12 protein-coding genes are annotated in these 13,788 nt (G+C 72.3%); 7 read left to right on the top strand and 5 right to left on the bottom strand.

From position 1 onward, the window contains the following. Positions 1-115 precede the first annotated feature (115 nt). A complete protein-coding gene (locus EXE57_RS19010; RefSeq protein ID WP_135080277.1) occupies positions 116-742 on the top strand; it encodes a TetR/AcrR family transcriptional regulator in 627 nt (208 codons plus the stop codon). 51 nt (positions 743-793) lie between these two features. On the opposite strand, the gene EXE57_RS19005 is transcribed toward EXE57_RS19010, so the two are convergent. Then, complete coding sequence (locus tag EXE57_RS19005; protein ID WP_244246906.1) at positions 794-2,683, bottom strand: PTS mannitol transporter subunit IICBA; 1,890 nt, start codon at positions 2,681-2,683, stop codon at positions 794-796. Between the two features lie 260 nt (positions 2,684-2,943). Here EXE57_RS19005 and EXE57_RS19000 point away from each other — a divergent pair, with 260 nt between their 5' ends. Continuing rightward, on the top strand, positions 2,944-3,990 hold the full coding sequence (locus EXE57_RS19000; protein ID WP_135080273.1) for a zinc-dependent dehydrogenase: 1,047 nt from the start codon (positions 2,944-2,946) through the stop codon (positions 3,988-3,990). 100 nt (positions 3,991-4,090) lie between these two features. Here the strand turns inward: EXE57_RS19000 and ptsP are convergent, their stop codons facing one another. Next, entirely contained in the window at positions 4,091-5,788 is a 1,698-nt protein-coding gene (ptsP, locus tag EXE57_RS18995; protein ID WP_135080271.1) for a phosphoenolpyruvate--protein phosphotransferase, read from the bottom strand. Between the two features lie 86 nt (positions 5,789-5,874). Here ptsP and EXE57_RS18990 point away from each other — a divergent pair, with 86 nt between their 5' ends. From EXE57_RS18990 to EXE57_RS18975, 4 genes are read left to right on the top strand one after another with little or no spacing between them, the layout of a single operon-like run. Then, positions 5,875-6,642, top strand: coding sequence for a DeoR/GlpR family DNA-binding transcription regulator (locus EXE57_RS18990; RefSeq protein ID WP_135081154.1), 768 nt, complete (start codon positions 5,875-5,877; stop codon positions 6,640-6,642). After that, positions 6,639-7,598 (top strand): 1-phosphofructokinase family hexose kinase, encoded by a 960-nt coding sequence (locus EXE57_RS18985; RefSeq protein ID WP_135080269.1) that lies wholly within the window; start codon positions 6,639-6,641, stop codon positions 7,596-7,598. Before EXE57_RS18990 ends, EXE57_RS18985 begins: the two co-directional genes overlap by 4 nt. A gap of 3 nt (positions 7,599-7,601) precedes the next feature. Next, the gene (locus EXE57_RS18980; RefSeq protein ID WP_135080267.1) at positions 7,602-9,677 is read left to right on the top strand and encodes a PTS fructose transporter subunit IIABC; all 2,076 of its coding nucleotides are present in this window, start codon (positions 7,602-7,604) and stop codon (positions 9,675-9,677) included. A 33-nt stretch (positions 9,678-9,710) separates the two neighbouring features. Beyond that, the gene (locus EXE57_RS18975) at positions 9,711-9,956 is read left to right on the top strand and encodes an HPr family phosphocarrier protein (RefSeq protein WP_135080266.1); all 246 of its coding nucleotides are present in this window, start codon (positions 9,711-9,713) and stop codon (positions 9,954-9,956) included. A gap of 51 nt (positions 9,957-10,007) precedes the next feature. On the opposite strand, the gene EXE57_RS18970 is transcribed toward EXE57_RS18975, so the two are convergent. Beyond that, complete coding sequence (locus EXE57_RS18970; protein WP_135080264.1) at positions 10,008-10,523, bottom strand: Lrp/AsnC family transcriptional regulator; 516 nt, start codon at positions 10,521-10,523, stop codon at positions 10,008-10,010. Positions 10,524-10,631: 108 nt separating this feature from the next. Here EXE57_RS18970 and EXE57_RS18965 point away from each other — a divergent pair, with 108 nt between their 5' ends. After that, the gene (locus EXE57_RS18965) at positions 10,632-11,795 is read left to right on the top strand and encodes a trans-sulfuration enzyme family protein (protein WP_135080262.1); all 1,164 of its coding nucleotides are present in this window, start codon (positions 10,632-10,634) and stop codon (positions 11,793-11,795) included. Positions 11,796-11,811: 16 nt separating this feature from the next. On the opposite strand, the gene EXE57_RS18960 is transcribed toward EXE57_RS18965, so the two are convergent. Together EXE57_RS18960 and EXE57_RS18955 are read right to left on the bottom strand one after the other, a co-directional pair. Then, positions 11,812-12,849, bottom strand: coding sequence for a hypothetical protein (locus tag EXE57_RS18960; protein WP_135080260.1), 1,038 nt, complete (start codon positions 12,847-12,849; stop codon positions 11,812-11,814). Next, a complete protein-coding gene (locus tag EXE57_RS18955; protein WP_135080258.1) occupies positions 12,849-13,784 on the bottom strand; it encodes a bifunctional riboflavin kinase/FAD synthetase in 936 nt (311 codons plus the stop codon). Before EXE57_RS18955 ends, EXE57_RS18960 begins: the two co-directional genes overlap by 1 nt. Positions 13,785-13,788 lie beyond the last annotated feature (4 nt).

Here is a 13,788-nt window from a genome sequence, read left to right as displayed (position 1 = left end):
GTACGCGACCGATGTGCCCCGCCGCGCCCGAGCCCGTACACCCTGTGTGACAGTGCGTCACACACAGTGTGCGCGAATCGTAACCGGCACTCCGCCGCGCGTCTAGACTCTCGCCGTGACCTCCAGCCCCGCGCCGCACCAGGCACGCCAGCGCCTCCGGCGGATCGATGCCCGGCAGCGCATCGTGGACGCGGCGGTGACCCTTCTCGAGGAGCGGCGCTGGCGCGACGTCCCCCTCGAGGAGGTGATGGCGCGGGCGGGCCTCGCCCGCACTGCCTTCTACCGCCACTTCGACGACCGGGGCGCGCTGCTCCTGGCCCTGCTCGACCGGGTGCGCGTCGGGGTCGACGAGAGCGGCTCGGTCTGGAAGTCCGTCGCGCCCGACGGCGCCGCGGAACCAGAGGCGGACCTGCGCGCCGGGCTCGCCGAGCTGACCGAGGCCATGGTGCGCCACGGACGCCTGATGCAGGCGGTGGCCGACGAGTCGCCGTCGGACCCCGCCATCGCCGCCGCCCACGAGGGCATGGTGGCCCACTTCGTCGACGTCACGGCTGTCCGCATCGCGGCCGACGTCGCGGCGGGCCGCAGCAGCGTGGCCCGCCCCCAGGAGACCGCGGACGCGCTGGTCCGCATGAACGAGGGCGTGCTCCTCCACGCCTTCGGCCGGCACCCGCTCGGCGATCCCCACGAGGTCAGCGACGTGCTGGCCTCCATCTGGATCGCCACCGTCTACGGGACGTGACGGTGCCCGGGGCCGACCATGCGGTCGGCCCCGGGCTCCTTCCCGGAGGGGTCAGGCGCGCACACCCTCCAGCACGGCCTGCACGTCCGCGGGCGAGGTGGCTGCCCGCAGCCGTGCCACCTGCTCGGCGTCCGTGAACACCTCGGCGATGCGCGAGAGCAGCGCCAGGTGGTCGTCGCCCGCGCCGGCGATGCCGATGACGAACTCCGCGGGCTTGCCGTTCCAGTCGACCGGCTGGTCGTAGCGGACGAACGAGATCGCCGTACGCCGGATCGCCGACTTCGCCTCGTTCGTGCCGTGCGGGATCGCCAGCAGGTTGCCCATGTGGGTCGACACCGACCGCTCCCGCTCGTGCATCGCCTCGAGGTAGGACTGCTCCACCGCTCCGGCCGTGAGCAGCAGCCGACCGGCCTCGTCGATCGCCTCGTCGCGACCGGTCGCCCGCCCGGACAGCACGATCGAGTCGAGCGCCAGCACGTCCGTCGCGCCACCTCCCGTCGCCTCGGCCGCGGGCGCAGCGCCGGCGCCCGCGCCGTTGGCCCGGTCGACCAGCTCGACGATCTCGTCGTACCTCGGGCTCCCCATGAAGTTGTCGACCGACACGTGGACCGCCGACCCGGTCCGCTGGCGGGCCCGCTCGGTGAGGTCCTGGTGGGTGACGACGAGGTCCCACTCGTCCTGGAGGTTCGCGATGGACTTGTTGGTGACCGAGACGTCGCCGTGGCCGGCCTGCTGGATCTTCTTGCGCAGCACCGAGGCGCCCATGGCCGACGACCCCATGCCGGCGTCGCAGGCGAAGACGATCTTGTGGATCTCACCCGCACTGCCCCCGGCGAGGGTCGAGCTCGCGATCGACTCCTTGCCCTTCATCGACTCCATCTGCGAGGTGGCGGCCGCGAGGTCGCCGTCCGCGCTGCGGTCGGTCTTGAGGAGCAGCGCCGCCACCACGAAGGAGACCGCCGCGGCGCCGAAGACACCGATCGTCACGCCGAGGAAGTCGCCACCGGGCGTCTGCGCGTAGACCGCGAAGATCGAGCCGGGGGCGGCCGGAGCGCGCAGGCCGATGTCGAAGAGCACGAACAGGAAGATGCCGGTCATGCCACCGGCGATGGTCGCCAGGATCATCTTGGGCTTCATCAGCACGAACGGGAAGTAGACCTCGTGGATGCCACCGAAGAACTGGATGATCGCCGCACCCGGCGCGGAGGCCTTGGCGATGCCCCGCCCGAAGACGGAGTAGGCCAGCAGCAGCCCCAGCCCCGGACCCGGGTTCGCCTCGAGCAGGAACAGCACCGACTTGCCGGTCTCCGCGGCCTCGTCGATGCCGAGTGGCGTCAGGACGCCGTGGTTGATCGCGTTGTTCAGGAACATCACCTTGGCGGGCTCGATGAACAGCGAGGTGAGCGGCAGCAGGCCGTTGTCGACCAGGAAGCTGACCGCGTCACCGAGCCAGGCGATGATCTGGCGCAGCACGGGGGCGAGCGCGAACATGCCGACGATCGCCATCAGGCCCGCGAGGATGCCGGCCGAGAAGTTGTCGACGAGCATCTCGAAGCCGGGTCGGATCTTGCCGTCCCACAGCGCGTCGGCTCGCTTCATGAGGTAGGCGGCCAGCGGGCCCATGATCATGGCGCCCAGGAACATCGGCGACCCACCCTGCTCCCCCACGAACTCGGGGAAGTACGTCGCGACGATCACGCCGACCGTGGCCGTGGCGCCGACGACGCCGCCGCGGGTGTCGTAGACGATCCGACCGCCGGTGTACGCGATCATCAGCGGCAGCAGGTAGAAGATCATCGGCTCGACCATCAGCGAGATCTTGTCGTTGGGCGTCCATCCGACGTCGATGAAGAACGCCGTGATGAGGCCCCAGGCGATGATCGCGCCGATGTTGGGCATGATCATGTTGGACAGGAACGTCCCGAACTTCTGCACACGCACCCGCGCTCCGCCACGGGAGGCGCCGGGTGCCGACGAGGGAGTCGTCGTAGTGGTGGCCATGTCTTTCCTCCGGGTTAGCCCGACCGGGTCAGCCGTGAGCCCGGTCACATGAGATTTCTCAGTAAACCTCACAACCGGGCCCGTTGCCAAGCATTCGGGCAGAAATTCTTGCCCGTTGATGTGGCTTTGGGCCCGGAATGCCCGATACGGTGCTGAGAGCGGCCCCGAGCGGGCCATCCGGTCGCGACCAGAGGAGAGACATGAAGGCACTGCGGTTCTACGCCCCCGAGGACGTCCGGCTCGTGGACGTGCCCGAACCGGCCTGCGGGCCCGCCGAGGTGAAGATCAAGGTCCGCAACTGCTCGACCTGCGGCACCGACGTCAAGATCAAGAAGAACGGCCACGTCAACATCACCGGCGAGACCACGCTCGGCCACGAGGTCGCCGGCGAGGTCGTCGAGGTCGGCGCGGACGCCCGGGGCGGCTTCCAGGTCGGCGACCGCGTCCAGTGCATCGCCGCGGTGCCGTGCGGCGAGTGCCACGAGTGCGGCAAGGGCTGGATGGAGGTGTGCCAGAACCAGACCTCGGTCGGCTACCAGTACGACGGCGGGTTCGCCGAGTACATGGTCGTGCCCGAGCAGGTGCTCAAGGTCGACGGCCTGAACCGGATCCCCGACAACGTCGGCTTCGACGAGGCCTCGGCGGCGGAGCCCTTCGCGTGCGCGATCAACGCCCAGGAGCAGCTCGGCATCGAGGAGGGCGACTTCACGGTCGTCTTCGGCGCGGGTCCGATCGGCTGCATGCACATCCGGATCGCCCGCGGCGTCCACAAGGTCGGCACGATCGTCCTGGTCGACATCAACGCCGAACGGCTGCAGATGTCGGCGGACGCCGTCCAGCCCGACCACGTGATCAACGCGAGCGAGGTCGACGTGGTCGAGAAGGTGATGGAGCTAACCGGCGGCCGCGGCGCCGACGTGGTCATCACGGCCACGCCCGCCAACGTCACCCAGGAGCAGGCGATCTCGATGGCGGCCCGCCAGGGCCGGATCTCCTTCTTCGGTGGCCTGCCCAAGAACGACCCGTACATCAAGGCCGACTCCAACCTGATCCACTACCGCCAGCTGCACGTCCACGGCGCCAACGGCTCGTCGCCCGACCACAACAAGCGCGCGCTGGAGTACATCTCGACCGGTCAGGTGCCGGTCAAGGACCTCATCACCCGCCACGTGGCCCTCGACGACGTGATGTCGGTCTTCGACATCGTCGCCAAGGGCGAGGCGATCAAGGTCACGGTCGAGCCGTAGCCGTCGAGATGGGCCTCCGCAACCGTCGAGCCGGGCCTCTGTGCCACGACCGGCAGTGCGGGCGCCCATCTCACACGTTGCGGAGGCCCATCTCGACTCGTCAGGCGTCGAGCGCCTCGCGGACCGCCTCGCGCGCGGCCATCGGGTCGCTCGCGGCCAGGGCGGCCTCGGCCGCCTCCTCGCACTGGTCGAAGGTGACCGAGCCGAGGCGCGCGCCGACGGGGCGTACGGCGGCCGAGGCCATCGACAGCGACGTGATGCCCATCCCGACCAGCGCGCAGGCCAGCAGCGGGTCGGCGGCGGCCTCGCCGCACACCCCGACGGACTTGTCGACCTGACGACCCGCCTCGGCGGTGATCGCGATCAGCTGCAGGACCGCCGGCTGCCAGGCGTCGGTCAGGTGGGCCAGGTCGGTGGCCATCCGGTCGGCGGCCATCGTGTACTGGGTCAGGTCGTTGGTGCCGATCGAGAGGAAGTCGACGACCTCGAGCATCCGGTGGGCGAGCAGCGCCGCACTCGGCACCTCGATCATCACCCCGGCCTTGAGCCCCCGTCGGTGGACCTGCCCGGCGAACTCCGAGGCCTCGGCGACGGTGGCCACCATCGGCGCCATCACCCAGGTCTCGGTCCCGCTGGCCTCGGCCGCCTGGGCGATCGCGTCGAGCTGGTGCTCCATCAGGCCGGGGTTGTCGAAGGCCAGCCGGAGCCCGCGGACGCCGAGGGCGGGGTTCTCCTCGTCGGTCAGGTTGGCGAACGCGAGCGGCTTGTCGGAGCCGGCGTCCAGGGTCCGCACGACGACGTAGCGGTCGCGGTCCCCCGGGCCGCTCCCGTGGAAGGCGCCGAGGACCTCGCCGTAGATGGCCGCCTGCTCGTCGACGCTCGGTTCGTCCTTGGCGTTGAGGAAGGACAGCTCGGTGCGGAACAGCCCGACGCCCTCGACCGGGGCCTCGACCGCGGAGCGTGCCGAGTCGCCGTCGGCGACGTTGGCCAGGATCCGGACCGGCTTGCCGTCGGCGGTCTGCCCCGGGCCGGCCCACGACTCGAGCGCGGCCCGCTCCTCCTTGTCGGAGGCGACCCTCCGGGCGGCCTCCGCGTCGTCGGGGTCGATCTCGATGACACCCGTCGTCCCGTCGACGAGCAGCCGGCTCCCGCCCGGGACGTCGAGCGCGCCGGAGGTCCCGACCACGCACGGGATGCCGAGCTGGCGCGCGATGATCGCGGTGTGGCTGGTGGGTCCGCCACGCTCGGTGACCAGGGCGAGCACCCGCTCGGGGTCGAGGCCGGCGGTGTCGGCCGGCGCGAGGTCGGCGGCGACCAGGACGCAGGGCTCCTCCGGCACGGGTACGCCCGGCTCGGGCTCACCGACCAGACGGGCCACCATCCGGCGCTCGATGTCGCGCAGGTCCGTGACCCGCTCGGCCATCAGCCCACCCATGCTGGTGAACACGGAGACGAACGACTCCACCGCTGCCTGCAGGGCGCTCAACAGGTCGTCGCCGGAGCGCAGCTGCTTGAGCACGGCCGAGCGCAGTCCCTTGTCGCGGGCGAGGCCGGCGCTGGCGGTCAGGACCTCGGCCGCGGCACCCGAGGCGCGCCCGGCCTTGGCCGCGAACCCCTCCGACACGGCCGCGGCCACCTCGTCGTAGCGCGCGATGGCGTCGTCCTCGGTCAGGGAGGACCCGTCGAAGGCGGCGATCGCCGCCTCGGAGACCTCGGTCCGGGCGAGCAGGACCGGGCCGTGGGCGATGCCCGGCACGACGGGAGTACCGGTCAGGGTCTGGGGAGCGATCGTGGCCATGGTCACAAGTTACTCCCGAGCCCCCCTTGACAGTCAACACATTCGGGCGTAAAACCACAGATACACAGACCGAAGGAGGATGCGTGATGTACGCCGAGGAGCGTCAGCAGGCGATGGCCCAGCTGATCGGCCAGCAGGGCCGGCTGTCCGTCGCGCAGCTCGCCGGCACCTTCGACGTCACGACCGAGACCGTGCGCCGCGACCTCTCCTCGCTGGAACGTATCGGACTCGTCCGCCGCGTGCACGGGGGTGCGGTCCCGTCCAGCTCGCTGTCGGTCATCGAGTCCGCGCTCGGCGAGCGCGACCAGGCCAACATCTCCGCCAAGGACGCCATCGCGACCGCGGCGGTGCAGCTCCTCCCGCCCCCGGGCTCGGTCGTCGTCCTCGACGCGGGGTCGACGACGGCACGGCTCGCCGCGGTCCTGCCGCGTGAGCACCGGCTCACCGTCGTCACGCACGCGGTGCCCGTCGCCGCCCGTCTCGCCGGACTCCCCCACATCGAGCTGCACCTGCTGCCCGGCCGGGTCCGCCCGACCACGCACGCGGCGGTCGGGACCGACACCGTGGCCGCGCTCGGCGAGCTCCGCGCGGACGTCGCCTTCGTCGCCACCAACGGGCTCAGCTGCGGCTTCGGGCTCACCACGCCCGACCGCGACGAGGCGGCGACCAAGCGCGCCATCGTGGGCAGCGCCCGGCGTACCGTGGTGCTCGCGGACTCTTCCAAGATCGGCGTCGAGACCTCGATCCGCTTCGCGTCGATCGACGACGTGGACGTGCTGGTGACCGACGCGGACATCGACGACGACGACCGCGACGCGCTCGTCAAGGCAGGCCTGGAGGTCGTGGTCGCATGATCGTCACTCTCACCGCCAACCCGAGCCACGACCGTACGGTCACCCTCTCCGAGCCGCTCCGCCACGGTGCCGTGCAGCGGGCGACCGCCGTGCTCTCGCAGGCCGGCGGCAAGGGCGTGAACATCTCCCGCGCCTCGGTCTCCGCGGGCGTGCCGACGATCGCGGTGCTCCCGGCACCCAAGGACGACCCGTTCGTCCACGAGCTGCTGGCGGCCGGCATCGACTGCCGCCCGGTGGCCCACCCCGGGGACCTGCGCGTCAACATCACGATCAGCGACCCGGACGGCACCACCACCAAGCTCAACAGCCCCGGCCCCGCGATGACGGAGACGACGCGCGCCGCGCTGTGCGACGCCCTCCAGCGTCGCGCGGGCCGTGGCGACTGGGTGGTGCTCGCTGGGTCATTGCCGCCCGCCACGCCGCCGGAGTGGTACGCCGAGCTGGTGGGCGCCCTCGCCGGCACCGGCGCCCGGGTCGCGGTCGACACCAGCGACGAGCCGCTCCGCGCGCTCGTCGACCGGCTCGAGGTGGCGGCACCCCACCTGATGAAGCCCAACGGCCACGAGCTCGGCTCCCTGACCGGCCACGACGGCGACGAGCTCGAGAAGGACCCCGTCGCCGCCGCGCGCGCCGGCCAGGAGCTCGTCGCCCGCGGTGTCGAGAGCGTGCTCGTGACGCTGGGCGGTGACGGAGCCGTCCTGGTCGACGGCCGCGGCGCCTGGCACGCCACCCCTCCCCCGACCACCGTGGTGAGCACGGTCGGTGCGGGAGACTCCAGCCTCTTCGGCTACCTCCTGGCAGCCATCGAGAACCGGGAGCCCGCCGACCGGCTGGCACTCGCCGTGGCCTACGGCAGCGCCGCCGCCGGCCTTCCCGGAACCACCATCCCTCGCCCGGATCAGGTGGACCCCACCCAGGTCACGGTCACCGACCTCGACCTCACGCAAGGAGATTGACCCATGTCCGACTTGATCACCCGCGAGCTGGTGCGCCTCGACAGCTCGCTCGGCGAGGCCAAGCACGACGTCATCCGGTCCCTGGCCGCGATCGTCGGCGAGGCGGGACGCGCCCGTGACGTCGACCAGCTGGTCACCGACGCCTTCGCCCGCGAGGAGACGTCTGCGACCGGGCTCCCGGGCGGGATCGCGATCCCCCACTGCCGTACGGCCGGCGTGGCCGAGCCCACCTTGGCCTTCGCACGGCTCAGCCCCGGCGTGGACTTCGGCGCCAAGGACGGCCCGGCCGACCTGGTGTTCCTGATCGCGGCGCCCGCCGACGGCGACGCCGACCACCTGCAGATCCTCACCAAGCTGGCCCGCGCGCTGGTGAAGCCTGCCTTCACCGACGAGCTGCGCCGCGCCGAGTCCGACGAGGACGTCGTGGCGCTGGTCGACCGGGAGCTCGGGCTCGCCCCGGCCCCGGCCGCTGCGACCGCCGCCGCCGCCCCCGCCGCTGCCGCCACTCCGGCTCCGGCCGCCCCCGCTGCCTCGGCTCCGACCGGCGACCGCACGCTGGTGGCCGTCACCGCCTGCCCGACCGGGATCGCCCACACCTACATGGCGGCGGAGGCGCTGCAGGCTGCAGCCGACCGCGCCGGCGTCGCCATCCAGGTCGAGACCCAGGGCTCGGCCGGATCCAGCCCGCTCTCCCACGACACGATCGCCCGGGCCGCCGCGGTGATCTTCGCGGTGGACGTGGGGGTGCGCGACCGCGGCCGCTTCGCCGGCAAGCCGTTCGTGTCCTCGGGCGTGAAGCGTCCGATCGACGACGCCGACGCGATGATCGCCGAGGCGCTGCGCTACGCGGACGACCCGAACGCGCCGCGCGTCGAGGGCAGCGCCGCCGAGGGCGGGGGTGGCGACACCGGCAGCGAGACCTGGGGCGGACGGGTCCGCCGGGTGCTGATGACCGGTGTGTCCTACATGATCCCGTTCGTCGCCGCGGGCGGTCTGCTGATCGCGCTGGGCTTCCTCTTCGCCGGCTATGAGATCACCGGTCCCGCCGGCGAGATCCTGGCCAACAACACGCTCTTCAACCTGCCCGACCCCGACGCGCTCGGCCTCGACCACGCGCTCTTCGGCAGTCCGTTCTTCGCCTACCTCGGGGCCGTGTTCTTCGCCCTCGGCGCGACAGCCTTCAAGTTCCTGGTCCCGGCGCTGGCGGGCTACATCGCGTACGCCATCGCCGACCGGCCCGGCATCGCACCCGGCTTCGCGATGGGCGCGCTGGCCATCGACCTCGGCGGCTTCGGCACCCCGCAGAGCGGCTTCCTCGGCGGCATCATCGGCGGTGTCCTCGCCGGCGTGCTGGCCCACTGGATCTCCAGCTGGAAGGTCGCCTCGTGGGCAAGGGGCCTGATGCCGGTCCTGGTCATCCCCCTGCTCGCAACGCTCATCTCCGGCTTCGTCATGGTGGTCGTGCTCGGCACGCCGCTGGGCAACCTGATGGACGCGCTCAACAGCGGTCTCGAGAGCATGAGCGAGGACCCGGCCCTGGCCGTCCTGCTCGGCGCCGTGCTCGGTCTGATGATGGCCTTCGACATGGGCGGCCCGCTCAACAAGGTCGCCTACGCCTTCGCGACGGCCGGGCTCGGCGCCGCGGCGTCGGCCACCGGTGCTGCTCCGGAGCTGAAGGTGATGGCCGCGGTGATGCTCGCGGGCATGGTCCCGCCGCTGGCACTGGCGCTCGCCACCGTCGTACGACCGGGCCTGTTCACGGTGCCCGAGCGCGAGAACGGCAAGGCGGCCTGGCTGATGGGGGCCTCCTTCATCACCGAGGGCGCGATCCCGTTCGCGGCCGCCGACCCGCTGCGGGTCATCCCCTCGATCATGGCGGGCTCCGCCGTCACCGGCGCGCTGGCGATGTCGCTCGACGTCACCCTGCGCGCCCCGCACGGCGGGATCTTCGTGATCTTCGCGGTCGGCAACATCCTGGGCTTCCTGATCGCCCTGGTGGCCGGCACGCTCGTCGCCGCGGCCGCCGTGATCGGCCTGAAGTCCATCGGCCCCAGCGACGTCGACGTCGCCACCGTCTGAGATCCGACCACTCCACCAACCGAAAGGCACACGATGCCCAGCAAGTCCGTCGTCGTCGGCTCCGCCGTCGGCCTCCACGCCCGCCCCGCCGCGATCATCTCCGAGAAGGCCGGCGAGCTCGGCTCCGAGGTGACGATCAACGGGGTCGACGCCAGCTCCTCGCTCATGATCATGACCTTGGGCGCCAAGAACGGCGACACCGTCGAGGTCGCGGGGGACGACCAGTCCGCGGTCGACACGATCGCCGGGCTGGTCGAGCAGGACCTCGACGCGGACTGAGCCCGCTCCGACGGCCGGGGGCCCTCCCCTGGGGGGCCTCCGGCCGGCGCGTCAGGGGGCCGCGGCCAGCACGTCGGTGCCCCGCTTCACGTGGAAGACGAGGCTGGTCTCGGCCTGCGCCACGCCCCGCCGGCCGGTCAGGTTGTCGAGGACGAAGTCGCGCAGGTGCTCCGGGGTCGGTGCCGCCACGTGCACGAGGAAGTCGTACGTGCCGCTGATGTTGTACGTCGCGACCACGCCCGGGAGACCGCTCACCTCCTCGGCGAAGGCGTCGACGTCGGCGCGCAGGTGACCCGAGAAGCGGATCGCCACCATCGCCTGCACCGGCAGTCCGAGCCGGGCGAGGTCCACCTCGGCCGTGACCCCCGCGAGCAGGCCCCGCTCCCGCAACGACCGCACCCGCGCGACGCAGGTCGACTCCGCGATCCCGGCCCCCCGCGCCAGCACCACGTTCGGCGTACGCCCGTCGCGCAGCAGCTGGGCGACCAGGCTCCGGTCGACGTCGTCGAGCAGCGGTCGTTCGCGGGGCGCGGGGCCGGGCGGACGGGGCGTGGGATTCTTCGGCACGGCATCGACTGTACGCCGATCCACCGCATGATCCTCTGCTGAATCACTTTGCTGTGCATGATCTGCGGATCTGTTGCGCCCGGTCCGCCGAAACCTCAGTCTCGTGCCATGGCGCACCTCGACACCATCGCTGTCCACTCCGCCCGCGAGGACCTCACCGGGCGGGGCGTGCACGTGCCGCCCATCGACCTGTCCACGACCTATCCCCTCCCCTCCCTCGACGCGGGAGGCGCGGCGTACGAGACGCTCGCCACCGGGCACCGGCCGGGGGACGGCGACTCGCTGGTCTACCAGCGGCTGTGGAACCCCAACGTCGACCGGTTCGAGCGTGCGGTGGCCGAGCTCGAGCGGACCGCCGAGGCGGTCGCCTTCGCCTCCGGCATGGCCGCGCTGTCGGCCGCGCTGGTGGCGACCGTGGCCGCGGGCCGGCCGCACGTGGTGGCCGTACGCCCGCTCTACGGCGGCACCGACCACGTGCTCGCGTCGGGCCTGCTCGGGACGCGGGTGACGTGGACCGCCCCGGGCGCGGTCGCGGCCGCGCTGCAGCCCGACACCGGGCTGGTGGTCGTCGAGACGCCGGCCAACCCGACTGTCGACCTGGTCGACATCGCAGCGGTCGTGGCCGAGGCCGGGGACGTCCCGGTGCTCGTGGACAACACCTTCGCCACCCCGACGCTCCAGCAGCCCGCACACCACGGCGCGACCCTGGTCCTCCACTCGGCCACCAAGTTCTTCGGCGGCCACGGTGACGTGATGGGCGGCGTGGTGGCCGCGACGCCCGCCTGGGCCAACCGGCTGCGCCAGGTCCGCGCGGTCACCGGCGGCGTGCTCCACCCGCTGGCCGCCTACGAGCTCCACCGGGGGCTGCAGACGCTGCCGCTGCGGGTGCGCGCCCAGCAGGAGACCGCCGCGCTGCTCGCCGAGCGGCTCACGACGCGCGCCGACGTCACCCGGGTGCTCTACCCCGGCCTCAAGGAGTGCGACCCCCTCGGCCTGGTCGGCACCCAGATGTCCGGGCCCGGCAGCCTGCTGGCCTTCGAGCTCCGGGGAGGCTGGGCCGCCGCTGCCCGCGTCTCCCAGCGGTGCCGGCTGATCACGCACGCGGTGTCCCTCGGCGGCGTCGACACCCTGGTCCAGCACCCCGCCGGGCTGACCCACCGCCCGGTCACCGCCGACGCCCGGCCGGGTGAGGCGCTGCTCCGCATCTCTGCCGGCCTCGAGCACGTCGAGGACGTGTGGACCGACCTCGAGCAGGCGCTCGACGCGTCCTGAGCGCGGTCCCGGGCCGTCAGTCCGTGGCCGGTGTCGCGCCGTCGTCGACGGTGGCCGGCTCGGCAGCGCCACGCAGGGCCAGGTAGCCGGCGCGGACCCCGACGGCCCGCTCCAGCTCGGTCAGGACCTCGCTGAAGAACTGGACGCGGTAGGTCTCGTCCGTCATCACCGCGACGGTGAAGTAGAGCCCCGAGAACGACGCGAGGAAGACCGAGACCTGGACGAGCTCGACCGACAGGTTGTCGAGGTAGGGCAGGTGGTGGACCCGGTCCTGCGCCGTCCAGGCCTCCTGCACGCCGGCCTCCATCACGATGCCGCCAAAGACCAGGAAGAAGCCCAGCACGGCCAGCGACAGCAGCAGCACCTGCGCGACCTGGGTCACCAGCAGCACGAGGATCAGGTTCCACCGCTCGTAGCCCGGGACGTCGCCGTACTCGTCGAGCGGCAGCTCCTCGCCGCGCGCGTCGAGCAGCTCGGCGACGGGCTGCTCGATCGGCGTACGCCGGGTGGCCCGCCGCACCAGGTCCAGGTCGATGAAGTCGTCGACCTTGTCGACCTCCTCCGGCAGCCGCACCAGCAGGAACCCGACGGCGATCACGGCGAACAGCAGCACCGTCAGCCACATCACGGGACCGTCGAGCTCGGCCGAGAGCTGCCACACCTCGGCGTTGATGAAGAGGAACGTCACGAAGAGCAGCAGCAGCGGGAGCGCCCGGGTGACCATGGGGAGCAGCTGCCGGAGGCTGCTCCGGGTCCGGCGCAGCGCCCAGCCGAGGATCGGGCGGGCGCGCAGGGCGGTGACGGCGTACGCCGCTGCCGCCAGCAGGCCGACCGTCGTGAGCGTGGCAGGCGCGGCCGAGGCCTCCTCGGTCAGCCAGGTCAGGGCTGCCGACGCGGCCACGGCAGCCAGCACGACCAGCGCCAGCAGCGGCAACGCCCGGCGCGGCCGCAGCGCATCCTTGGCCCGCGCCCGCTCCGAGGGGACGAAGTAGGGAAGTCCGTTGCGGATGAACCAGGGTTCGATCTCGTGCTCCCACGCCCGACGCGTCGGCATCAGGCGCCCACGACCGCACGGGTCCGTCGTACGTCGTCGGCCATCTGCTCCAGCAGCGGCTCGATGCCGTCGAAGCGCACCATCCCCCGCAACCGGTCGGCGAACGCCACCTCGACCTCGACCCCGTAGAGCTCGAGGTCGTCGCGGTCGAGCGCGTAGGCCTCGACCCGGCGGTCCCGGTCACCGGCGAAGGTCGGGTTGGTCCCGACGCTGATGGCCGCGGGGAACCGGTCACGCGTGTCGAGGCGGGTCAGCCATCCGGCGTACACCCCGTCGGCCGGCGCGGCGAGACCGGCGGCGAGCGGGACGTTGGCGGTGGGATAGCCGAGCTCCCGACCGCGCCGGTCACCCTCGACGACCCGGCCCCGCACGGCGAACGGACGCCCCAGGGCCTCGGCGGCCCCGGCGACGTCGCCCTCGCCCAGGCAGGTGCGGACGTAGGTCGACGACCAGACCTGCGGCCCTCCGTCCAGGGCGATGCCCTCGACCAGGAAGCCCCGCGACTCCCCAGCCTCGCGCAGCTGCGCCACGTCACCCGCGGCGCGCGCCCCGAACCGGAAGTTGGCGCCGACGACCACCGCTGCGGCGTGCAGTGTCCGCACCAGGACCCGGTCCACGAACTCCGTCGGCGACCAGGCCGCGATCTCACGGGAGAAGGGCAGGGCCAGCACGTGGTCCACCCCCGCCTCCGCGAGCAGCTCGGCCCGGGCCTCGATGGTGGTGAGGACCGACGGAGCATGCTCCGGTCGCAGCACCGCCATCGGGTGCGGGTCGAAGGTGACGGCCACCAACGGGTGGCCGAGGGTCGAGGTCACCGCCCGCGCCCGGTCGATCACCGCCCGGTGACCGCGGTGCACGCCGTCGAAGTTCCCGATGACCACGCCGGTTGGCCCGAGGTCCGGGGCAACCTCGGTCACGTCACGCCAGATCAGCACGTCC

The organism is Nocardioides euryhalodurans (genome assembly GCF_004564375.1).
In the GTDB taxonomy this organism is placed as follows: Bacteria; Actinomycetota; Actinomycetes; order Propionibacteriales; family Nocardioidaceae; genus Nocardioides; species Nocardioides euryhalodurans.
The sequence above is the reverse complement of the archived record's forward strand: the minus strand, read 5'-3'. Positions and strand labels throughout refer to the sequence as shown.